The sequence below is a fragment of the Maritimibacter sp. HL-12 genome (assembly GCF_900177545.1).
GTDB lineage: Bacteria > Pseudomonadota > Alphaproteobacteria > Rhodobacterales > Rhodobacteraceae > Sinisalibacter.
The window spans coordinates 247,112-268,542 of the sequence record NZ_FXBQ01000001.1 but is presented as its reverse complement, the minus strand read 5'-3'; the positions used below and the strand labels follow the sequence as shown (position 1 = coordinate 268,542).

Annotated in this window: 17 protein-coding genes; 15 read left to right on the top strand and 2 right to left on the bottom strand. The window is 69.2% G+C overall.

What is annotated here, in order from left to right:
- The first annotated feature begins 12 nt into the window (after positions 1-12).
- The 6 genes from B9Y97_RS01330 to B9Y97_RS01305 all read left to right on the top strand — a co-directional run bounded on the left by B9Y97_RS01330 (position 13) and on the right by B9Y97_RS01305 (position 8,116).
- On the top strand, positions 13-609 hold the full coding sequence (locus B9Y97_RS01330; RefSeq protein ID WP_254900961.1) for a transglycosylase SLT domain-containing protein: 597 nt from the start codon (positions 13-15) through the stop codon (positions 607-609).
- A 106-nt stretch (positions 610-715) separates the two neighbouring features.
- Positions 716-2,464, top strand: a complete 1,749-nt coding sequence (locus B9Y97_RS01325) for a sensor histidine kinase (RefSeq protein WP_085525067.1) — start codon at positions 716-718, stop codon at positions 2,462-2,464.
- Positions 2,461-3,156, top strand: a complete 696-nt coding sequence (locus B9Y97_RS01320; RefSeq protein ID WP_085525066.1) for a response regulator transcription factor — start codon at positions 2,461-2,463, stop codon at positions 3,154-3,156. Before B9Y97_RS01325 ends, B9Y97_RS01320 begins: the two co-directional genes overlap by 4 nt.
- Before the next feature lie 112 nt (positions 3,157-3,268).
- Complete coding sequence (dsrO, locus tag B9Y97_RS01315; RefSeq protein WP_085525065.1) at positions 3,269-4,027, top strand: sulfate reduction electron transfer complex DsrMKJOP subunit DsrO; 759 nt, start codon at positions 3,269-3,271, stop codon at positions 4,025-4,027.
- Between the two features lie 3 nt (positions 4,028-4,030).
- Complete coding sequence (nrfD, locus tag B9Y97_RS01310) at positions 4,031-5,017, top strand: NrfD/PsrC family molybdoenzyme membrane anchor subunit (protein WP_085525064.1); 987 nt, start codon at positions 4,031-4,033, stop codon at positions 5,015-5,017.
- A gap of 15 nt (positions 5,018-5,032) precedes the next feature.
- Complete coding sequence (locus B9Y97_RS01305; RefSeq protein ID WP_085525063.1) at positions 5,033-8,116, top strand: molybdopterin-dependent oxidoreductase; 3,084 nt, start codon at positions 5,033-5,035, stop codon at positions 8,114-8,116.
- A 61-nt stretch (positions 8,117-8,177) separates the two neighbouring features.
- Here the strand turns inward: B9Y97_RS01305 and pepN are convergent, their stop codons facing one another.
- Positions 8,178-10,730 (bottom strand): aminopeptidase N, encoded by a 2,553-nt coding sequence (gene pepN / locus B9Y97_RS01300; RefSeq protein ID WP_085525062.1) that lies wholly within the window; start codon positions 10,728-10,730, stop codon positions 8,178-8,180.
- A gap of 101 nt (positions 10,731-10,831) precedes the next feature.
- On the opposite strand from pepN, the gene B9Y97_RS01295 reads away from it, so the two are divergent.
- The 9 genes from B9Y97_RS01295 to B9Y97_RS01255 all read left to right on the top strand — a co-directional run bounded on the left by B9Y97_RS01295 (position 10,832) and on the right by B9Y97_RS01255 (position 20,155).
- On the top strand, positions 10,832-10,996 hold the full coding sequence (locus tag B9Y97_RS01295) for a DUF2256 domain-containing protein (protein ID WP_085525061.1): 165 nt from the start codon (positions 10,832-10,834) through the stop codon (positions 10,994-10,996).
- A gap of 92 nt (positions 10,997-11,088) precedes the next feature.
- Positions 11,089-13,218 (top strand): malate synthase G, encoded by a 2,130-nt coding sequence (locus B9Y97_RS01290; RefSeq protein ID WP_085525060.1) that lies wholly within the window; start codon positions 11,089-11,091, stop codon positions 13,216-13,218.
- A 74-nt stretch (positions 13,219-13,292) separates the two neighbouring features.
- Positions 13,293-14,264 carry an XdhC family protein gene (locus tag B9Y97_RS01285; protein ID WP_085525059.1) on the top strand — a complete coding sequence of 324 codons (972 nt, stop codon included), beginning with the start codon at positions 13,293-13,295 and terminating at the stop codon, positions 14,262-14,264.
- A complete protein-coding gene (locus tag B9Y97_RS01280) occupies positions 14,264-15,271 on the top strand; it encodes a molybdopterin-binding protein (protein ID WP_085525058.1) in 1,008 nt (335 codons plus the stop codon). The genes B9Y97_RS01285 and B9Y97_RS01280 overlap by 1 nt, the downstream gene beginning before the upstream one ends.
- A 107-nt stretch (positions 15,272-15,378) precedes the next feature.
- Entirely contained in the window at positions 15,379-15,864 is a 486-nt protein-coding gene (locus B9Y97_RS01275; protein WP_085525057.1) for a (2Fe-2S)-binding protein, read from the top strand.
- Entirely contained in the window at positions 15,861-16,223 is a 363-nt protein-coding gene (locus tag B9Y97_RS01270) for a hypothetical protein (RefSeq protein ID WP_085525056.1), read from the top strand. The genes B9Y97_RS01275 and B9Y97_RS01270 overlap by 4 nt, the downstream gene beginning before the upstream one ends.
- A gap of 75 nt (positions 16,224-16,298) precedes the next feature.
- A complete protein-coding gene (locus tag B9Y97_RS01265; protein ID WP_085525055.1) occupies positions 16,299-18,662 on the top strand; it encodes a xanthine dehydrogenase family protein molybdopterin-binding subunit in 2,364 nt (787 codons plus the stop codon).
- A gap of 13 nt (positions 18,663-18,675) precedes the next feature.
- The gene (locus B9Y97_RS01260; RefSeq protein WP_085525054.1) at positions 18,676-19,458 is read left to right on the top strand and encodes an FAD binding domain-containing protein; all 783 of its coding nucleotides are present in this window, start codon (positions 18,676-18,678) and stop codon (positions 19,456-19,458) included.
- Between the two features lie 127 nt (positions 19,459-19,585).
- Positions 19,586-20,155, top strand: a complete 570-nt coding sequence (locus B9Y97_RS01255) for a hypothetical protein (protein ID WP_085525053.1) — start codon at positions 19,586-19,588, stop codon at positions 20,153-20,155.
- A gap of 7 nt (positions 20,156-20,162) precedes the next feature.
- On the opposite strand, the gene B9Y97_RS01250 is transcribed toward B9Y97_RS01255, so the two are convergent.
- Entirely contained in the window at positions 20,163-21,398 is a 1,236-nt protein-coding gene (locus B9Y97_RS01250) for a tetratricopeptide repeat protein (protein WP_139828185.1), read from the bottom strand.
- Positions 21,399-21,431: the final 33 nt, after the last annotated feature.

Sequence of the window (21,431 nt, the reverse complement as noted above, 5' to 3'; positions counted from 1 at the left end):
AGACACATGACCATCCGAACCGGCCTGATGGCCACGGCGCTTCTCGCGCTCGCAGGCTGCGCTGGCGCCGACTTCGATACCGTATTCTCTTCGAAGAGCCCGGCCACTGAAGACCTCGCCATGCGCTGGGATCACCGGCCCGAGGCCGACCGCTGGACCGAAACGACGCTGGCGGCGCTCGATGCCCATGGCGCGGGCCTGGTCAGCACCATGCCCGCCGATATCGACACCTGGTGCCCGGCCTACAAGAGCGCCGACGCCGAAGGCCGCAAGGTTTTCTGGACCGGGCTCTTGTCGACCCTGGCCAAGCACGAAAGCACCTGGAATCCGGCCGCCGTGGGCGGCGGCGGCAAGTGGTTCGGCCTGGTGCAGATCGCACCCGCCACCGCGCGCGGCTACGGCTGCGAGGCGCGCTCGGGCGAGGCTCTGAAGAACGGCGAGGCGAACCTGTCCTGCGCCGTGAAGATCATGAACGTGACCGTGCCGCGCGACGGCGTGGTCAGCCAGGGCATGCGCGGCGTGGCCGCCGACTGGGGCCCGTTCCATTCCGCCACCAAGCGCGGCGACATGATCAACTGGATGCGCGCCCAGCCCTATTGCGCGGGCTGAGGTTTTGGCCCCGCCGCATGGCGCGCGGGGCCTTGACCGCGGTGGGGCAACGCGAAACAACGGGGCGCGCCGCGAGCGGCGCAGAGATCGCTCGAACAGGTGGCCCATGCGCCCGACGCTCCGTTTCGTCTTCCTCCTCTGTGCCGGGCTCACCGGCGGGGCGCTGGCCGCTGAACCGGTGCGGATCGGGGTGCTCTCCTACAGCGGTGGCGAAAGCGCGCTGGCGGGGTTCGAAGCCTCGGCGGTGCACTTGCGCGCGGCCCTTCCGGAGCGTGACATCGAGCTGCTGCCCCTCACCTTGCCGGAACTGGGCCGGGCGGCGGCGGCCGGGGCGATCGATTTCGCCTTCACCAATCCGGGCGATTCCTTCCAGATGGCGCGACGTTACGGCGCGAGCCGCCTCGCCACGGCGCGCTATCCCGGCCTTGGCAACCACGAAGGCGTGCTTGGCGCGCTGATCGTCACCCGCGCCGACGGCCCTGTGACCGCGCTTGACGATCTCGTGGGCCGGCGGCTGGGGATCGTCGATCCGGCGGCCTTCGGCGGTCACCTCGTTGCCCGCCAGCGGCTCCTGCGCGCGCTCGGGGGCGCGGTGGACCGGATCGAGACGGTCACGCTGGGCTTTCCCCACCAGCGCGTGCTGGAGGCGGTTGAGAGCGGCGCGGTGGATGCCGGCGTGGTGCGCGCCTGCCTGTTCGAAAGCCTCGCCGAGGACGGCCGGCTCGACCCCGACCGCTTCCGCCCGATCGGGCTGGTCGAAACCGGCGGACTGCCCTGCCTCGCCTCGACGCCGATGTATCCCGGCTGGGCTTTTCTGATGCTGCCCCATGTCGCGCCCGAACTCGCCACCGAGGTCACCCGCGCGCTCTTGTCGATGCCGCGCGCCGGGAGCGCCGATCCGCTGCATTTCGACGGCTGGGTGGTGCCGCTGGGCTATGCCTCGGTCGAACAACTCTACCGCGAACTCGCGCTCTTTCCCTTCGAGCCCGATCTCGCCGCCGGGGTCCGGGCCTGGCTGCGCGACAACACCCACTGGGTGGCGCTGGCGGCGATCCTGATCGGGGCGTTCCTGCTGCATGTCGCCCGCGTCGAGTACCTCGTGGTGCGCCGCACCCGGGCGCTGGAACGCGCCGAGGTGGAGCGGCGGGCGCTCGAAACCGAGATGGCGCGCACCGAGCGCCATTCGGCGATGGCGATGATGGCCGGCAGCCTCGCCCATGATCTCAACCAGCCGCTTGCCGCCATCGCCAGTTTCGCCGGCGGTCTGCGCCAGCGCCGGCGGGCGGGCACCGACGATCCGGCCACCACCGACCGGGTGCTGGAGCGGATCGTCGAACAGGCCGACCGGGCAGCCGATTTCATCCGCTCGATGCGCCGGTTCTTCAGCGCGGGCGAGGCGGAGGAGGAACCGGTCGATCTGCGCGCGGTGGTCGACGACGCGGTGATGCTGACCAGCGCCCACGCCCGCCACCGCGAGATCGCGCTCGACTGGACCCAGCCGAGCTTCTCCGCGTCCAGTCTCGGTGATCCGGTGCGGCTGCGGCAGGTGGTGGTGACGCTGGTGCAGAACGCGGTCGAGGCGTCCAAGCCCGGTGCGGTGGTCGAGATCGCGCTGCGCCCCGGCGATCTCGGCTGGCAGATCATGGTGGCGGACCGGGGCTGCGGCATTGCAGATGAGTTGCGCGAGAAGGTCTTCGAGCCGTTCTTCACCACCAAGGGCGGCGCGGGAATGGGACTCGGACTCGCCACCGCGCGGGCGATCGTCGAGGAACGCGGCGGGCGTCTTCGCCTTGATCCCCGGCCGGGGGGTGGTACAATTGCACGGGTCGATTTGCCAAACGAGGTGGCCGGATGAGCCTGCACGACACCGCCCCGGCGCGGCCCCGTCCCGGACTGGGGCCGGAGGCCGAGCCGGTCGTGATCGTCATCGACGATGACGAGGCGATGCGGGATGCGCTGGTCTGGCTCATCGAGTCGGTCGGGCTGGCGACACGGGCCTATCCAAGCGCCGATGCCTTCCTCGCGGCGGAGGATCTGCCCTGCGTGGGCTGCGTGGTCACCGACATGCGGATGCCCGGCACCAGCGGCCTCGGCTTGATCGAGCGCCTCGCCGGGGCCGGCTCGCACCTGCCGATCATCGTGGTCACCGCCTTCGCCAACGTGCGCGACGCGGTCGCCGCGCTGCAACTCGGGGCGGTGGATTTCCTCGAGAAACCCTTCCACGACCAGGACCTGCTCGACCGCATCAACGCCGCGATCGGCAAGACCCGCGATGCGGCGCACGATTGCTGCGCGGCCCGCATCGCCGCCGGGCAGGTCGCCCGGTTGACCGAGCGCGAATACGAGGTCATGCGGATCATGGCCCGCGGCGCGCGCAACAAGGACATCGCGCGCGAACTCGGCATCAGCCCGAAAACCGTGGAAATCCACCGCCAGCGCGGCCTCGCCAAGCTCGTCGCCGACAATCCCGTGGATGTCCACCGCCGGCTCGATGCCGCAGCCCGGGCGCAGGGCTGCGGCTGCGCCTTCGATCCGGGCGAGGGATAGGGGTTTTCCCCTATCGGGGGCGGTAGTCGTCCCGATTTCGGGCCGCGCCCCCGCTCACTATTCTCCTCCATGACCGGGCGGCCCCGTCCACCCCGCCCGGCAGGAGGCTTTGATGACATCGAGACGCTCATTCCTTTCCGGCGGCTTCGGGCTGGCCGGGGCCGCCTCGGCCGGCCCCGCCGCCGCCGCCGGGGCCGCGCCCGGCGCGGCGTCGCTGCGCGCGCCCGCCGATGGCCACACCCCGCGCTGGGGCATGGTGATGGACCTGCGCAAATGCATCGGCTGCCAGGCCTGCACCGTGGCCTGCGCGATGGAGAACAACCTGCCCGAGGGCCAGCACCGCACCTATGTGCCGGTCTACGAGGTCGACGGCCCGCACGGGCCGGTGCCGGCGATGCTGCCGCGCATCTGCAACCATTGCGAAACGCCGCCCTGCGTGCCGGTCTGCCCCGCCGGGGCGACCTACAAGGCCGAGGACGGGATCGTGCTGGTCGATTACGACGCCTGCGTGGGCTGCGGCTACTGCGTGCAGGCCTGCCCCTACGAGGCGCGCTTTCTCAACAAGAAAACCGGCACCGCCGACAAGTGCACCTTCTGCGTCCAGCGCCTCGAGGCCGGGCTTCTGCCCGCCTGCGTCGAGACCTGCGTGGGCGGCGCGCGGGTGTTCGGCGATCTCGACGACCCGCAGAGCGCCGCCGCCAAGCTCATCGCCGCGCATGACACCCGCCGCCTCAAGCCCGAGGCCGGAACCGGACCGCAGGTCTTCTACATCGGCCTCGACGACCGCCTCCTCGAAGAGGTCGAGATCGGCGCCGGTGCCCGTGCCTTGCGTCTTGCCAATGCGGCTCAACCCCAACCCGAGGAGGCCTGAGACATGACCGCGATCGACCTCGTATCCATCGACCAGGCATTGGCCTGGAAACCCTGGGCGGTGGCCTATTTTCTCGTCATCGGCGCGGCCGCCGGGGCGGCATTGATCGCCGTTGCGGCGGGCCTGCGCGGCGGTGCTTCGCAAGCCCGCGGGGCGCTGCGCGCCGCGGCGGTGCTGGCGCTTTCGGCGCCGCTGCCGCTGTTTGCCGACCTGCACCAACCCGCCCGCGTGCTCAACTTCTACCTCTCCGGCGCCACCGGCTCGGTGATGTGGTGGGGGGCTTGGTTGATGCCGCTGTTCGTGCTTGCCACCCTCGCCGCCACCCTGCTCGACGCCGCCGGCGCGCGCGCCGGACTGCTACGCAGCGCCTTCATCGCGATGGCCGTCTTCGGCCTCGGCGTGCTCGGCTATACCGCGGGCGAGCTCTGGATCCTCGCGGCCCGGCCGCTGTGGCACAGCCTCGGCTTCCCGCTGGTCCTGACCCTGACCGCGATCACCTCCGGGGCCGGGGCGGTGCTGCTGGTGCCGGAGGCCGCGGGCCGTGCCGCGGGCCTCGCGCGCCGGGTTCTGGCGGTGAGCGCGGCGCTGGCCGCGGTGTCGCTCGGGGTCTGGATCCTCGCCGATCCGCGGATGGCGGCGCTTGCGCGCGATCACATGCCGCTCACCGTCATCTTCCACGTGCTGATCCTCGGGCTGGCTCTGCCCGCCGGGCTTGCGATCGCGAACCAGGGACGGGCCGCGGCGGTGGTCGCCGGGCTGGCCGCGATCTGGGGCGCGCTCGCCTTCCGCTGGGCGCTGTTCACCGCCGGCCAGACCCTCTCGAAAGTCGAGACCACGCATTACCCCGGGCCCGGTTTCACCGACGCGGCGGTGCTGCAAAGCCTCGTCGGCACCCTCGGCATGATCGCGCTCGCAGTCGTGATCGTCACCATTCTCGTCGCCCATGTCGCGCCGGCCTTCGGCCCCCGCGCGACCGCCGACAAAACCTGATACAGGAGCCAAGACATGACGTTCTCGAGACGTTCCCTTCTGCTCGGCGGCACCGCCGCCACCGCCGGCGCCGCCATGGCCTATGGCTTCGCCCCCACCGCCCGCGCCTTCGCCGATGGCGTGACCGGCAAGAGCCGGGCCGGCGGGGTCAGCGGCGCCTCCTGGCAACCGGAGTACAGCGTCGGCCCCGATGGCAGCGTAACGCCGAACCCCGATCAGCGCGTCGCCTTCACGATGTGCATGGCCTGCACCACGAAATGCGGTGTCCGGGTGCGGGTAGACAAGGCCAGTGGCGATATCATCCGCGTGACCGGCAACCCCTACAGCCCGCTCTCCGCCGATCCCCATATCCCTTACGACACCCCGGTGGCCGAAAGCTTCGCGTTGCTCTCGGGGCAGGGCGAGGCCGGGCTCGACGGGCGGGCGACGGCCTGCGGCCGCGGCAACGCGGCGCTGGCGAAATACCGCGATCCCCGGCGGATCCTGAAGCCGCTCAAGCGCGCCGGGCCGCGCGGCGAGGGCCATTGGGTCGAGATCAGCTGGGAGCAGCTGATCGAGGAAGTGGTCGAGGGCGGCGATCTGTTCGGTGAAGGCGCGGTCGAGGGCCTGCGCGCGATCCGCGATCTCGAAACCCCGATCGACCCGGAGAACCCCGAGTTCGGCCCGAAGGCCAACCAGCTTGTGGTGATGCCGGTCTACAAGAACGGGCGGCTGTTGCTGGCCGCGCGCTTCGCCAAGCAGGCCTTCGGCACCCGCAACCTCGTCGGCCACCGGTCCTATTGCGGGCTGTCGATGCGGGCGGGCTATGCCGCTTTCCTCAACAACCTGGCGGCGCAGCCGCACCTCAAGCCCGATTACCGCCATGCCCGGTTCATGCTCTTCATCGGCACCGCCCCGGGTAACGCCGGCAACCCGTTCAAGCTTCAGGGCCAGTTGATGGCCCGGGCACGCGCCGAGAACGGCGCGGATTACGTGGTGGTCGACCCGGTGTTGACCAACTCGGTCACCCAGGCGTCGCAGGAGCGCGGGCGCTGGCAACCGATCCGGCCCGGCACCGACGGCGCGCTGGTGATGGCGATGATCCGCTGGATCCTCGAGAACGACCGCTACGACCGGACCTTCCTCGAACGCCCCTCGAAGGCGGCGGCAGCGGCGGCGGGCGAGTTCAGCCATTCCAACGCCACCCACCTGGTGATCGACAGCGCCGATGCGCCCGATGCCGGCCGCTTCCTGCGCTGGGGTCAACTCGACCCGGAGGCCGGGGAGGACCTGGCCAAGGAGCCGGTCTGCCTCACCGCCGACGGCACCCCTATGCCGGCGGCCGCCCATGACGGCCCGGCCCGGCTGTTCCACGACGACAGCGTCGAACTGGCCGATGGCCGCATCGTCGAGGTCTCGACCGCACTTTCGCTGCTGCGCCGCGAGGCCGAGAAGAAGTCGCTGGCCGAGTACGCCGCCGATTGCGGCGTCGCCGAGGCGCGCATCGTCGAGATCGCGCAGGCTTTCACCTCGCATGGCAAACAGGCCGCGGCCGATTGCCATGGCGGCACGATGCACGCCGCAGGGTTCTACACCGCCTATGGGGTGGCGATGCTGAACGCGCTGGTGGGCAACCTCAACGCGCTCGGCGGCACCACCGCGGGCGGGGGCTCCTACAAGGCGGTGGCGCCGGGGCCGCGCTACGACCTCGTGGGCTTCCCCGGCAAGGTCAAGCCGCGCGGCGTCGACGCCGGGCGCGGCGGTTTCGCCTATGAGAAAACCTCCGAGTACAAGCGCAAGGTCGCGGCCGGCGAAAACCCCTATCCCGCCCGCGCGCCCTGGCATGCCTTCAGCCAGCCGCTCGGGGCGCAATGGCTCACCGCGCTGCTCGAGGGCTATCCCTACCGGGCCAAGGCGCTGATCACCTGGTCGTCGAACCCGGTGTACGGCGTGGCCGGGCTGAGCGCGGAGATCGACGCGAAGATCCGCGATCCGAAGAACCTGCCGCTGATCGTCTCGATCGACCCGTTCATCAACGAAACCTCGACCTATGCCGACTACATCGTGCCCGACCGGGTGTTCTACGAGGCCTGGGGCTGGACCAAGCCCTGGGGCGCGGTGACGGTGAAGGATGCCACCGCGCGCTGGCCGGTGGTCGACTGCCTCACCGGCACCACCGCGGACGGCCGCCACATGGACATGGAGACCTTCTTCATCGACGTGGCCAAGCGCCTCGGCCTGCCCGGCTTCGGCGATGGTGCCGTGCCCGATGCGGAGGGCAAGCTGCACCCGCTGAACCGGGGCGAGGAATTCTGGCTCTACGCCGGGGCCAACGTGGCCTTCGACGGAACCCCGGTACCCGAGGCCGCGCCCGAGGAAATGGCGCTCACCGGCACCGACCGGTTCGCCGGGCTGATGCAGGAGGTGCTCAAGCCCGACGAATGGCGCCGGGTGGCCTATGTGCTGAACCGAGGCGGACGGTTCGAGGCGCTGGAAGCGGGCTACGACGGCGATGCGCTGGCGCATAAATACGGCGCGACGCTCCAGATCTGGAACGAAACCGTCGCCACCGCGCGCAACGCCATGACCGGGGACCGGTTCACCGGCTGTCCCACCTGGGTGGCGCCCGCTTTCGCCGACGGCACACCGGTCGACACGCATTTCCCCCATGCCGACTGGCCGTTGCGGGTGGTCTCGACCAAGTCGCAGCTCGTCGCCTCGCTGTCGCCGGTGCTGCCGCACCTCACCGACCTGAGCGGCGTCAACGCGATCGGGCTCAACATCGAGGATGCCGCCGCCTTCGGGCTGGCCACCGGCGACAGGGTGCGGCTCACCTCGCCCGGCGGCAGCGTGGAGGGCTACGTGCTCGCCCGCCGCGGCGTGGCAAGGGGCACCGCCGCGATCGAACATGGTTTCGGCCACCGCGAACTGGGCGCGCGCACCTACCGGGTGGGCGACCGTGTGTTCGAGAAGGGCCTCGGCCTTGCCGCCGGGGTCGCCTCCAACGATCTGGGCTATCGCGACCCGAGCAGCCCGGTGCCGACGGTCCTGGCCGATCCGGTGGTGGGTAGCATCGCACGCCAGGCGATCCCGGCGCGGATCGAGCGGCTCGGCGCCTGATACCGGCGCACGCGCGCCCTGCGAGGTCTGCCGCGTTCGCGCGGCAGACCTTTTCGCGCGGTCAGGCCGCGAGGATGCGGCCGACCATTTCGCCGGTGTCGCGGCTGAGGCCGGGGCTGGCCATGATCCGCTCCAGCGCGGCGCGGATCAGGTCCTGCCGGTCGGCGTCGTAGCGCTTCCATGTCTCGAAGGCCGATGACATCCGCGCGGCGATCTGCGGGTTGAGCGGATCGAGCCGGATCAGCCAGTCGGCAAGCAGGTCATACCCCTTGCCGGACGCATGGTGGAACCCGGCGGCGTTCATCGAAAGCGCGCCGAAGACCGCGCGGAAGCGGTTGGGGTTCTTCATGTTGAACGCCGGATGCGCGGTGAGCCGTTCGGCGGTGGCCGCGGCCTCGTTTGGCTCGGCATGGGCCACCTGCATCATGAACCACTTGTCCATTACCAGCGCGTCCTCCTGCCATTTCGCCTCGAATGCGGCGAGCGCGTCGGTGCCCTTGCCGGCATCGAGCAGGCAGCCGAGCGCGCCGAGCGACAGCGTCATGTTGTCGGCACCCCCGAACATCGCCGCCGCCGCCTTGCCGCCGTCGAGCCGGGTGGTGAGCTTGAGCACTTCGAGCGCCAGCGCGCGCTTGCCGCCCTGGTCGCCATCGGGGGCGAAAGGCTCGGCGACCACGCTTTCGGCGGCGAGGCGGGGGAGCGTGTCCTGCAGGTGCTCGGCGATCTCTTGGCGCAGGGTTTCGGCGGCATCGTGGATGCGGTCGGGATCGGGGGTCAGCCCAGCGTCGAACAGGGTCTGGGCCATGTCGTCCTCGCCGGGCAGGCGCAGTGCGAGGGCCTGGAACGCCGGGCTGAGGCTTGTGTCGCGCAGCATCGTGGCGAGCGCCCCGAGGTAGGCCCCGAGCGGCGGCTCGGCACCGGTGACCATGGCGGTGAGCACCTCCTTGGCGAGGGTGCGGCCCGCCTCCCACTTGTTGAACGGGTCGGTGTCATGGGCGAAGAGGAAGGCGCGCTCCTCGGGGCTGGTGTTGCGATTCAGGATCACCGGGGCCGAGAAGCCGCGCAGGATCGAGGGCACCGGCCGGGCGGCGAGCCCCTCGAAGCTGAAGCTCTGCTCGGCCCCGGTCATTTCCAGCACCGTGGCCGGCACCACCTCGTCGCCGTTGGGGCCGAGAAGGCCGGTTGCGATGGGGATGACCATGGGCTTCTTCTCGCTCTGGCCGGGCGTGGGCGGCGTGTGCTGGCGGAAGGTCAGGGTGTAAGTCTCGCCGTCCCAGTCTTCGCTGACGTCGAGCCGGGGGGTGCCCGCCTGCTTGTACCACAGCCGGAATTGCGAGAGGTCGCGCCCGGTTGCGTCCTCGAAGACCTTGAGCCAGTCGTCGATGGTGCAGGCCTCGCCGTCATGGCGCGAGAAGTAGAGATCGAGCGCGGCGCGGTAGGTCTCATCCCCCACCAGCGTTTTCAGCATCCGGATCACCTCGGCGCCCTTCTCGTAGATCGTCGCGGTGTAGAAGTTGTTGATCTCCACGAAACTGTCGGGCTGGACCTGGTGCGCGAGCGGGCCGTTGTCTTCGCGGAACTGGCGGCCGCGCAGGGCCATCACGTCCTCGATCCGGCTCACCCCGCCGGGGCGCATGTCGGCGGTGAAGGACTGGTCGCGGAACACCGTGAGGCCCTCTTTCAGTGAGAGCTGGAACCAGTCGCGGCAGGTGATGCGGTTGCCGGTCCAGTTGTGGAAATACTCATGCGCGACGATCGCCTCGATGCGCTCGAAGTTGGCATCTGTGGAAGTGTCAGGGCTCGCCAGAACGGCCGAAGTGTTGAAAATGTTCAAGCCCTTGTTCTCCATCGCGCCCATGTTGAAGTCCGACACCGCGACGATCTGGAAGATGTCGAGGTCGTATTCGCGCCCGTATACCTCCTCGTCCCAGCGCATGGATTTCTTCAGCGCCGCCATGGCGAATTCGGTCTTGTGCAGATCGCCGGGCCGAACCCAGAGCTTCAGCGCCACCGCACGGCCCGACATCGTGGTGAAGCTGTCTTCCAGCGCCACGAGGTCGCCCGCGACGAGGGCAAAGAGATAGGCGGGCTTGGGCCATGGGTCGGTCCATTCCGCCCAGCCTGTCCCCGCGCCGGTGGGGTTGCCGTTGGAGAGCAGAACGGGCTCGCTTCCCTCGATGCGCACGGTGAACGGGGCCATCACGTCGGGTCGGTCGGGGTAGAAGGTGATGCGGCGGAAGCCTTCGGCCTCGCACTGGGTGCAATACATGCCGTTCGACAGGTAAAGCCCTTCGAGCGCGGTATTGGCCTCGGGGTCGATCTCCACCTCCGCCTCCCAGGTGAAGGGCGCATCGGGCACCTCGGCCTCCAGCCCGCCTTCCACCAGCCGGGGGGCGATCTCGGTCCCGTCGATCGCGGCGCGGATCAGCTTGAGATGCTCGCCGTGCAGGAAGAAGGCGCGGTCGCCGGTCTCGGGGTTGGGACGGAACCGGATGCGCGAGAGCACCCGCGTGGCGCCCGGCGCGAGCCGGAAGGTGAGGTGCACGTCATCGACGAGCCAGTTCGGCACGGCGTAGTCGGCAAGGCGGATCGTCTGGGGGCTGGCGTCTTTCATCGGGCGTCCTTTCCGGGCATCGGTTGCGGGCAAGGTAGGGGGGCGGGCGGGCGGCTGCAACGGGGCTTGCCGGGGCGCGCCCGCGCTACCACCTTGCGGCCATGCCGAAGATGCGCCGCAAATCCGATCTGCCGGTCAAGACCTGTGCCCGATGCGGGCGGCCTTTCACGTGGCGGCGCAAATGGGCGCGCGACTGGGCGGCGCTGCGCTATTGTTCCGATGCCTGCCGGAAGGGCGCGAAAGGAGCGGCCGGTCGCCAGAAATGACCGGCTGCGATTTCCCGTGTTGCCTATAGGAAACTTATTTCCTATCCGTGGCGCAAGCGAACGGCACACAATGGTATACTGGGGAGAGACGCATGGAACGCCGGGTCGAGCAATTCGGGCTCAGCATCGCGCCGGAACTGGCGCTTTTCGTCGAGGCGCGGGCCTTGCCGCGCAGCGGTGTGAAGGCGAAGGATTTCTGGAAGGGATTTGCCGCCATCGTGGACGATCTTGCGCCGAAGAACCGCGCGCTACTGGAGGTCCGCGAGGTGATGCAGCAGAAGATCGACGCCTGGCACATCGCCCGGCGCGGCCAGCCGATCGACCCCGCCACCTACCGCGCTTTCCTTGAGGAGATCGGCTACCTGCTGCCCGAGGGCGCGGATCTTGCCATCGAAACCGCCGATGTCGACCTCGAGATCGCAACGATTCCCGGGCCGCAACTGGTGGTGCCGATCACCAACGCGCGCTACGCGCTCAACGCCGCCAACGCCCGCTGGGGCTCGCTCTACGATGCGCTCTACGGCACCGATGCGCTGGGCAGCAAGCCGCAAGCGGGCGGGTATGACAGCGCCCGGGGCCGCGAGGTGATCGCCTGGGGGCGGCGCTTTCTCGACGAGGCGGTGCCGCTCGCGGGCGGCAGCCATTTCGACGTGGGCGCCTACCGGGTGGAGAACGGCGCACTGGTGCCGGAACTGGCCGACCCGTCTCGGTTTGTCGGCTGGCGCGGCACGCAGGATGCGCCCGAGGCGGTGGTTCTCGTCAACAACGGGCTGCACATCGTCATCGAGATCGACGCCTCCACCCCGGTCGGGCAGGACGACCGCGCAGGGGTGTCCGACATCCGGCTCGAATCGGCGCTCTCGGCGATCATGGATTGCGAAGACAGCGTTGCCTGCGTCGATGCCGCCGACAAGGTCGCGGCCTATGACAACTGGCTCGGGCTGATGCAGGGCGGTTTGACCGAGGAGGTGACCAAGGGCGGCCGGACCTTCACCCGCAGGCTCGCGGAGGACATGACCTTTCACGCCCCCGGCGGCGGCGAGGTTACGCTCAAGGGCCGCGCACTGATGCTGGTGCGCAACGTCGGCCACCTGATGACCACCCCGGCGATCCGCGACCGCGAGGGACGCGAGGTGCCCGAGGGGATCATGGACGCGATGATGACCACGCTCGCGGCGATGCACGATCTCGATGCCCGGCGGAATTCGGCTACCGGCAGCATCTACGTGGTCAAGCCGAAGATGCACGGGCCCGAGGAAGTCGCCTTCGCCGACGAGCTGTTTTCGCGCGTCGAAGCGGTTCTGGGCCTGCCGCGTTACACGGTGAAGCTCGGGATCATGGACGAAGAGCGGCGCACCTCGGCCAATCTCAAGGCATGCATCCGCGCCGCCCGCAACCGCGTGGCCTTCATCAACACCGGCTTTCTCGACCGCACGGGCGACGAGATTCACACCTCGATCGAAGCCGGTCCGATGCTGCGCAAGGGCGACATGAAGGGCGCGGCCTGGATCAAGGCCTACGAGGATCGCAACGTCGATATCGGGATCGCCTGCGGGCTTCGGGGCCGCGCCCAGATCGGCAAGGGGATGTGGGCGGCACCCGACCGGATGGCCGAGATGCTGCGCGAGAAGATCGCCCACCCCGAGGCCGGTGCCAACTGCGCCTGGGTGCCGTCGCCAACCGCCGCCACGCTGCACGCCACGCATTACCACAAGGTCGACGTGCTGGCCCGGCAGGGCGAGATCGCGGCCGGGGGCGCGCGCGCCTCGCTTGACGACCTTCTCACCATCCCGCTCGCCGAAGAGGTGGACTGGTCGGACGACGAAATCCGCGCCGAGATCGAGAACAACGCGCAAGGAATCCTTGGCTACGTGGTGCGCTGGATCGACGCCGGGATCGGCTGCTCCACGGTGCCCGATATCCACGACGTCGGCCTGATGGAAGACCGCGCCACCTGCCGGATCTCGTCGCAGGCGCTGGCCAACTGGCTGCTGCACGGCGTGGTGAGCGAGCAACAGGTGATGGACGCGATGCACCGCATGGCCGAGGTCGTCGACCGCCAGAATGCCGACGATCCGGTCTACCGGCCGATCGCACCAGGGTTTGACGGCGTGGCTTTCCAGGCCGCATGCGATCTGGTGTTCCGTGGCCGGATGCAGCCCTCGGGCTACACCGAACCGGTGCTGCATGCCCGCAGGCTGGAGCGCAAGGCGGAGGGCTGACGCGGCGCAACGGCTGCGCAGGGGTCTTGCGCCGAAGCAAGGGCGGTGCCACGCTTGCCGACGGGAGGCCGTGCATGGCGGAAAGCTTCGACAACATTCCAGAGACCGCGCTGGCCTGGCATCGGGCGGGCCGGGGCGCGGTGCTGGCCACGGTGGTGCAGACATGGGGTTCGGCACCGCGCCCGGTGGGCAGCCAGCTCGTGGTGTCGGGCGCAGGCGAGATCGAAGGCTCGGTGTCGGGCGGCTGCGTCGAGGGGGCGGTGGTGGTCGAGGCCGGCGAGGCATTGGCGGCGGGCGAGAGCCGGCTGTTGAGCTATGGCGTATCGGACGACAGCGCCTTCGCGGTCGGGCTGGCCTGTGGCGGCACGATCCGGGTCCTGGTCGAGCCGGTGGGGGCGCAGATCCCCGAGGCGATGCTGGCCGAAATGGTGGCGGCGCGCGCGGCGCGCGAGCCAGTGGCCTACGTGGTCGAGACCGAAAGCTGGGCGCGGCGGCTGGCCCGACCGGAGGCCTTCCCCGAGCGGTTCCGCGCCGATCGGTCGGGCTTCGAGGAAGATGGCGAAACCTTCGTCGCGGTGCACAACCCGCCCTTGCGGATGCTGATCGTCGGCGCGGTGCACATCGCGCAGGCGCTGGTGCCGATGGCGCGGCTGGCGGGTTATGACCCGGTGATCGTCGATCCGCGCGGGGCCTTTGCCGCAGACCACAGGTTTCCCGGCGAGGCGATCCACGAGGACTACCCCGACGAGGTGTTTCCCGCCCTCGGGCTCGATGCCCGCACCGCGGTGGTGACGCTGAGCCACGATCCCAAGATCGACGACCCCGCGATCGAGGCGGCGCTGGGCGCGGATGTGTTCTACCTCGGCTGCCTCGGCTCGACGCGCACCCACGCCAAGCGGGTGGAGCGGCTCACCGAACGCGGCTTCAGCCCGGCTGAGATCGCACGGATCCACGCGCCCATCGGGCTCGACATCGGCGCGAAGAGCCCGCCCGAAATCGCGATATCGGTGATGGCGCAGATCACCCAGCGGCTGAGGCAGGGCTGATGGAGTTTGGCCCGGTGCCCGTCGCCGAGGCGGTCGGTGCGGTGCTCGCGCACAGTGTGGCGCTGCCCGGGGGATCATTTCGCAAGGGCCGGGTTCTGACCCGAGACGACGTGGCGGCGCTGGCCGCTGGCGGAATAGCCGTTGTGACGGTGGCGCGCTCTGGCCCCGACGATATCGGCGAGGACGAGGCGGCGGCGGCGCTCGCGCGCGCGCTGGTGCCCGATCCCGGTGCCGCGGGGCTGCGGCTGGCCACGCCGCATACCGGAAGGGTGAACATCCACGCCGAGAGCTTCGGCCTCGCTCGGCTTGACGTGAGCCGGTTGCACGCGGTCAACGCGGTGTCGGAGTTGATTTCGCTAGCCACCGTCGCGCCCTGGACCTCGATGGGGCCGGGCGGGCTGGTGGCGACAGTGAAGATTATTCCCTACGCGATCGACGCGGGACTGGTGGTGGCGGCCGAAGCGGCGGGGCGGGGCGCGCTGACGCTCGCGCCGATCACGGTGACCGATGCGGACCTGATCGTCACGACGCATGCGGCAGGGTCGGCGGAAGACACCGGCAAGGGCCCCGCCGCGATCGAGGCGCGGCTTTCGGGCCTCGGGATGCGCCTTGCCCGGGTGGTCGAGGTGCCGCACGAGATCGGTCCGCTGGCCGCCGCCATCGCAGAGGCCCGGGCCGGGATGGTTCTGGTGCTCACCGCCTCGGCCACCTCCGATCCGCGCGATACCGGCCCCGAGGCGCTGAGGCGCGCGGGCGGCCGGGTGGTGCGCGTCGGCATGCCGGTCGATCCCGGCAACCTGTTGTTCTACGGTAGCCTCGCCGATGGCCGCCCGGCGATCGGGCTGCCCGGCTGTGCCCGGTCGCCGGCGCGCAACGGTGCCGACCATGTGCTCGAACGGCTCGCCGCCGGGCTGGACCTTGCCCCGCAAGAGGTGGCCGCGATGGGGGTGGGCGGTTTGCTCAAGGAATCCCCGGGGCGGCGTCAGCCGCGGGAACGCAAGCTATAAAGCATTCACATTCAATGGTTTGAATGGAATTTCCCGAAAAAACATTTGGGCGAATCCGCGCCTTGGTGCTTAACTTCGGGCAAAACACAACACACAGGGAGGAGACTATGGCCCAGGTCAGCATGACCGTGAACGGAATGCGCGTGTCGGGCGAGGTCGAGGGGCGCACGCTTCTGTCGACCTTTCTGCGCGATACGCTGGAACTGACCGGCACCCATGTCGGCTGCGATACCGGCCAGTGCGGTGCCTGCACGATCCACGTCGATGGCGTCTCGGTCAAAAGCTGCAACATGTTCGCGCTCGAAGCCGAGGGCGCGGAGGTGACGACGATCGAGGGCATGGCCAATGCCGACGGGTCGCTCGGGACGATCCAGCAGGCGTTCCAGGATCATCACGGGCTGCAATGCGGCTTCTGCACGCCGGGCATGGTGATGGCGGCGGCGGCGCTGCTGAAGGAAAACCCCAAGCCCTCGGAGGCCGAGATCCGGACCTATCTTTCGGGCAACCTGTGCCGCTGCACCGGCTATCACAACATCGTCAAAGCCATTCTCGCAGCCTCGGGCCAGGACGTCGCCAAGGAGTTTGCCGCGTGATCCGGGCGGCCGGGCTTGCGCTCGCCCTCGGCGGTCTCACCTTCGGTGCCACGCCCGTGCTGGCCGAAGGCTGGTCGATCACCAAGCTGGGAACCATGCCCTCCGAACAGCTTTGCATGGACAAGGCGCGGCTGGTCATCAACCGCTACATCTTCGCCAACGGCGGCGGCAGTACCGGCGAAGACACCTGGTCGCTCTATGGCTACGATCTTGAGCCGGGCGCGCAGGATGTCGTGGTCATGTGTCCGATCGGCGGCGGCGGCTCGGTCAACGCGATGATGGTGATCCAGAGCGAATCCAGCGGCGATGACCGCAGTTGGGCGGCGCAGGAACTCGTCGCGATCTGGAACAACAACTAGGCGACGCGTCGCCTGGACAGGACAGAAAACCGGCAGGGGTCGGAGAAGGCCCCGCAACACATCAGGGAGGATCGAATGCCAGCAGACGGAGGCATCGGCGCGCCGAACAAGCGGCGCGAGGACGTGCGGTTTCTTACCGGCAAGGGCCGGTATACCGACGACATCAACATGCGCGGGCAGGTCTATGCCGCGTTCCTGCGCTCGAACGTGGCCCATGGCCGCATCACCTCGATCGACACCAGCGCCGCCGCGGACATGCCCGGGGTGATCCGGGTGTTCACCGGGGCCGATTTCGAGGGTATCGGCGGGCTGCCCTGCGGCTGGCAGGTGACCGACCGTTTCGGGGAGGTGATGCAGGAGCCCGCCCACCCGGTGCTGGCCCAGGGCAAGGTGCGCCATGTCGGCGACCCGATTGCCGCGGTGGTGGCCGCGACGGCCGAGCAGGCGCGCGATGCGGTCGAGGCCATCGAGGTCGAGATCGAGGAATTGCCGGCGGTGGTCGATATGAAGGCGGCGCTCGAAGAGGGCGCGCCCAAGGTGCACGACGATCTCACCTCGAACCTCTGCTACGACTGGGGGTTCGTCGAGGAAAACCGCGAGGCGGTGAACAAGGCCTTCGAGGAGGCGGCCCACGTCACCACGCTTGAACTGCGCAACCAGCGGCTGGTGGCCAACCCGATGGAGCCGCGCGTGGCGATCGGTGATTACGCCGCGCACAACGACGAGAGCACGCTCTACACCACCTCGCAGAACCCGCACGTGATCCGTCTGCTGATGGGCGCCTTCGTGCTCGGCATCCCCGAACACAAGCTGCGCGTGGTGGCACCCGACGTGGGCGGCGGTTTCGGCTCGAAGATCTTCCACTATGCCGAGGAAGCCTTCTGCACCTTCGCCGCCAAGCAGATCAAGCGGCCGGTCAAATGGACCTCGTCGCGCTCGGAAGCCTTCATGACCGATGCCCACGGGCGTGATCATGTGACGAAGATCGAGCTGGCGCTGGATGGCGACAACAACTTCGCCGCCCTGCGCACCGAGACCTATGCCAACATGGGGGCCTACCTCAGCACTTTCGCGCCCTCGGTGCCGACCTGGCTGCACGGCACGCTGATGGCGGGCAATTACCGCACGCCGCTGATCTACGTGAACGTGAAGGCGGTGTTCACCAACACCGTGCCGGTCGATGCCTATCGCGGGGCCGGGCGGCCGGAGGCGACGTTCCAGCTTGAGCGGGTGATCGACAAGGCCGCGCGCGAACTGGGCGTCGATCCGATTGCGCTCAGGCGGCAGAACTTCATCACCGAGTTCCCCTATGCCACCCCGGTGGCGGTGGAATACGACACCGGCGACTACGTGGCGACGATGGACAAGCTCGAGGAGATCGCCGATCTCGCCGGCTTCGAGAAGCGGCTGGAGGAGTCGAAGGCGCGCGGCAAGCTGCGCGGGCTCGGCGTGAACTGCTACATCGAGGCCTGCGGCATCGCGCCCAGCCATCTCGTCGGCCAGCTCGGCGCGCGGGCGGGGCTTTACGAGAGCGCCACGGTGCGGGTCAACGCCACCGGCGGCCTCGTGGTAATGACCGGCTCGCACAGCCACGGCCAGGGGCATGAAACCGCCTTCCCGCAGGTGGTGGCCGAGATGATCGGGATCGACCCGAACATGATCGAGATCGTCCACGGCGACACCGCCAACACGCCGATGGGCATGGGCACCTACGGCTCGCGCTCGCTGGCGGTGGGCGGCTCCGCGATCGTGCGCGCCACCGAGAAGATCATCAACAAGGCCAAGAAGATCGCGGCCCACCTGATGGAAGCCTCGGAAGGCGATATCGAGCTCAAGGACGGCCAGTTCACCGTGGCGGGCACCGACAAGTCGGTGGCCTGGGGCGACGTGACGCTGGCAGCCTACGTGCCGCACAACTACCCGCTCGAAGATATCGAGCCGGGGCTGGAGGAAACCGCGTTCTACGATCCCAACAACTTCACCTACCCGGCGGGGGCCTATGCCTGCGAGGTCGAGGTTGATCCCGACACCGGCAAGGTGACCATCGAGCGCTTCGCCGCCGCCGACGATTTCGGCAACATCGTCAACCCGATGATCGTGTCGGGGCAGGTGCATGGCGGGCTCGGGCAGGGGATCGGGCAGGCGCTGCTCGAACAGGCGGTCTATGACGAGAACGGCCAGCTTCTCACCGGCTCCTACATGGATTACGCCATGCCGCGGGCCGATGACGTGCCGTTCTTCGCGATCGACCATTCCTGCGCCACGCCCTGCACCCACAACCCGCTCGGCGTGAAGGGCTGCGGCGAGGCCGGGGCGATCGGGTCGCCGCCGTCGGTGGTCAACGCCGTGGTCGACGCGCTTCAGCGGGCGGGCAAACCCGTGACCCATATCGACATGCCGCTCAGCCCCGCCCGGGTCTGGGAAGCGATGAACCAGTAAGGAGGACGACCAGATGTATGCATTCGAATTCGAACGGCCCTCCACGCTGGATGAAGCGGTCAAAGCACTGGGCGCGGAAGGCGCGCAGGCGCTCGCCGGCGGGCAAACCCTGATCCCGACCCTGAAGCAGCGCCTCGCGATGCCGGAGACGCTGGTTTCCCTGGCCGGGATTGCCGAGCTCAAGGGAATTTCCGCCGAGGGCGGGGTGCTCACCGTGGGCGCGGCCAGCACCCATACCGAGGTTGCCGGGCAAACCGCCTATCCGGCGCTCGCCCACCTCGCGCGCGGCATCGGCGATCCGCATGTGCGCAACCGGGGCACCATCGGCGGTTCGCTCGCCAACAACGATCCCTCCGCCTGCTACCCGGCGGCGGCGCTTGGCTCGGGGGCCACGATCGTGACCAATGCCCGCGAGATCGCCGCCGACGATTACTTCACCGGCTTGTTCGAGACCGCGCTGGAGGAGGGCGAGATCATCACCGAGGTGCGTTTTCCGATCCCCGCGAAGGCGGCTTACGTGAAGTTCGAGCAACCGGCCTCGCGCTTCGCGCTCGTCGGCGTTTTCGTCTCGAAGGGCGAAGGCGGGGTGCGCGTGGCGGTCACCGGGGCCTCGGAAGCGGGCGTGTTTCGCTGGGCCGAAGCCGAGGCCGCGCTCGCGTCGGATTTCTCGGCTGCGGCGCTCGACGGGCTGTCTGCCTCGGCGGATGACCTGATCGGCGATATCCACGGCTCGCCCGCCTACCGCGCGCACCTGATCGGCGTGCTCACCAAGAGAGCGGTGCAGGCCGCCGGCTGAGCCGCATTCCCTGCACGATGCGCAAACATCAGGCCCCGGGCGCAGGTCCGGGGCCTTTGCACTTGGGTCATGTCAAGGCGCAGCGTCGCATTTTGGTGTATGATAGCGGCGTTTCATCCGTGGAGGAATGACGATGACAGACCGTGGCACAACCTATATCGACATTCCCGAGGCCGTGGGCGTGTTCGACGATTTCAAATCCATGCAGGCGGCGATGTATGACCTGATGATCGCAGGCTTCAGCCGCTATGACATATCCGTTCTGGGCAGCGAAGAGGCCGTGCGCGAGAAGCTCGGGTCGGCCTTCTGGCAGTCGAAGGATCTCGAAGACAACCCCGACGCGCCGCGGGCCGCCTTTGTCTCGGAAGAGGCGATGGGCGAGATGGAAGGCGCGATCGTGGGGGGCTTCCTGTTCCTCGGCTCCTGGATCGCGATGATGGCGCTGCTCGGGCCAGCCTCGACGCTGGCCGCCTCGGTCGGCGTCGCCGCGATCGGCGGAGCCCCGGGCGCGGTGATCGGCACGCTGCTGGCGCGTCGGGCCGACAAGGGGCATCGCGACTACTACCGCCAGCAGATCGAGAACGGCGGCATCCTGATCTGGGTGCGCACGGTGGACGCGCAGAAGGAAAAGCTCGCCACCGAGATCATGAAGCGCCACTCGGGCCGTGACGTGCACGTGCACGGCTGGAGCGAATAGGCCGGGCTCAGTCGTCCTGCGCCGCCATCACCGCGCGCATCGCGGCGCGTGAGCCGCCGCCGATCACGCCGTCGATCGGCCCGTCATAGGTGCCTGCCGCCTGCAACAGCCGCTGCAGCGCGCGGGCGGTCTCGGCCTCCCAGCTTGCGGCCATCCGGCTCGTGGGCCAGCCATCGCCTGCCTTGAGCGCGCGCAGGTAGAAGGCCGCGGCACGCTCCGGGTCGTGTTTTGCCTGCGATTTCTCATAGACTTCGCCGATGTAGGACAGCGCCTCGGCGCGGCCTGCCATGCGGGCCCTGTGGAACCATCGCAGCGCGCTGACCGCATCGCGCGCCACGCCCTGGCCCAAAAGGTGCAGGTTGCCGAGCGCAAGCATCGCCTGCGCCTCGCCCGCGTTCGCCGCGTCGAGATACCACCGGGCCGCTTCTCCGGTGTCCTGTGCCGTGCCGATGCCGTTTTCCAGCATCCAGGCGAGGTTGCCCATCGCCACCGGTTCGCCGCCCTCGGCGGCGGCGCGGTAGAGCGCCACGGCGCGGGCCGGGTCGCGCGCCACACCTTCGCCCTGGGCATGGAGCCAGCCGAGGTTGTTCATCGCCATCAGGTTGCCCGCCTCGGCGGCCTCGTGATACCAGCCCGCGGCGACCGCGGGGTCGGCGTCCATGCCAAGGCCGGTTTCGGCGGCCCAGCCCAGCTCGAATTGCGCTTGCGGCAAGCCCTGCACCGCGGCGCGGCGATACCATTGCAGCGCCCGCACGGCGTCGGCTTCGACGCCAAGCCCGGCCGCATGCGCCCTTCCCAGTTCGTAAGCCGCATCCGCCACGCCGGCACGGGCGGCGTCTTCCAGCGGTGCAATGGCGTCGGCGGGGCCGAAGGGCAGGGCGTTGTCCTCGCGGTAGAGCAGGGCAAGCCCGAGCCCGGCGCGGGGATGGCCGAGAGCCTGTGCGGCGAGAAACGCCTCGCGCGCGGCGACCACCTCGCCCCCCGCCCACAGCGCGTGGGCGAGGTCATTGGCGATGCGCCCATCTTCGGGAAAGGCCGCGCGGGCCTCGGTGCAGATGACGATCGCCTCGCTTGGGTCGTTGGCCGCGCGTTCGGTGCCGCCGGAGCGACCCGTGGCGCTGTCGCAGGCGCGGACCAGCTCTTGCGGGTCATCGCCCGAGGCGACGCCCTGCGCCAGAAGCGTGGTGGCGAAGGTGGCGGCAAGGAAGCTGCCGGCCGGGGCTATCATGGTTAACAGGCGCATCGTCACTCCCCTTGTCGGGGCGAGACTAGCCTT

Excerpts from the sequence above, each read along its gene's own strand:
- B9Y97_RS01290 (WP_085525060.1), top strand. The coding sequence starts at position 11,089 with ATGGAACGCCGGGTCGAGCAATTCGGGCTCAGCATCGCGCCGGAACTG.
- dsrO (WP_085525065.1), top strand. The coding sequence starts at position 3,269 with ATGACATCGAGACGCTCATTCCTTTCCGGCGGCTTCGGGCTGGCCGGG.
- nrfD (WP_085525064.1), top strand. The coding sequence starts at position 4,031 with ATGACCGCGATCGACCTCGTATCCATCGACCAGGCATTGGCCTGGAAA.
- B9Y97_RS01280 (WP_085525058.1), top strand. The coding sequence starts at position 14,264 with ATGGAGTTTGGCCCGGTGCCCGTCGCCGAGGCGGTCGGTGCGGTGCTC.
- B9Y97_RS01325 (WP_085525067.1), top strand. The coding sequence starts at position 716 with ATGCGCCCGACGCTCCGTTTCGTCTTCCTCCTCTGTGCCGGGCTCACC.
- B9Y97_RS01285 (WP_085525059.1), top strand. The coding sequence starts at position 13,293 with ATGGCGGAAAGCTTCGACAACATTCCAGAGACCGCGCTGGCCTGGCAT.
- B9Y97_RS01255 (WP_085525053.1), top strand. The coding sequence starts at position 19,586 with ATGACGATGACAGACCGTGGCACAACCTATATCGACATTCCCGAGGCC.
- B9Y97_RS01250 (WP_139828185.1), bottom strand. The coding sequence starts at position 21,398 with ATGCGCCTGTTAACCATGATAGCCCCGGCCGGCAGCTTCCTTGCCGCC.
- B9Y97_RS01320 (WP_085525066.1), top strand. The coding sequence starts at position 2,461 with ATGAGCCTGCACGACACCGCCCCGGCGCGGCCCCGTCCCGGACTGGGG.
- B9Y97_RS01295 (WP_085525061.1), top strand. The coding sequence starts at position 10,832 with ATGCCGAAGATGCGCCGCAAATCCGATCTGCCGGTCAAGACCTGTGCC.
- B9Y97_RS01305 (WP_085525063.1), top strand. The coding sequence starts at position 5,033 with ATGACGTTCTCGAGACGTTCCCTTCTGCTCGGCGGCACCGCCGCCACC.
- B9Y97_RS01265 (WP_085525055.1), top strand. The coding sequence starts at position 16,299 with ATGCCAGCAGACGGAGGCATCGGCGCGCCGAACAAGCGGCGCGAGGAC.
- B9Y97_RS01260 (WP_085525054.1), top strand. The coding sequence starts at position 18,676 with ATGTATGCATTCGAATTCGAACGGCCCTCCACGCTGGATGAAGCGGTC.
- B9Y97_RS01275 (WP_085525057.1), top strand. The coding sequence starts at position 15,379 with ATGGCCCAGGTCAGCATGACCGTGAACGGAATGCGCGTGTCGGGCGAG.
- pepN (WP_085525062.1), bottom strand. The coding sequence starts at position 10,730 with ATGAAAGACGCCAGCCCCCAGACGATCCGCCTTGCCGACTACGCCGTG.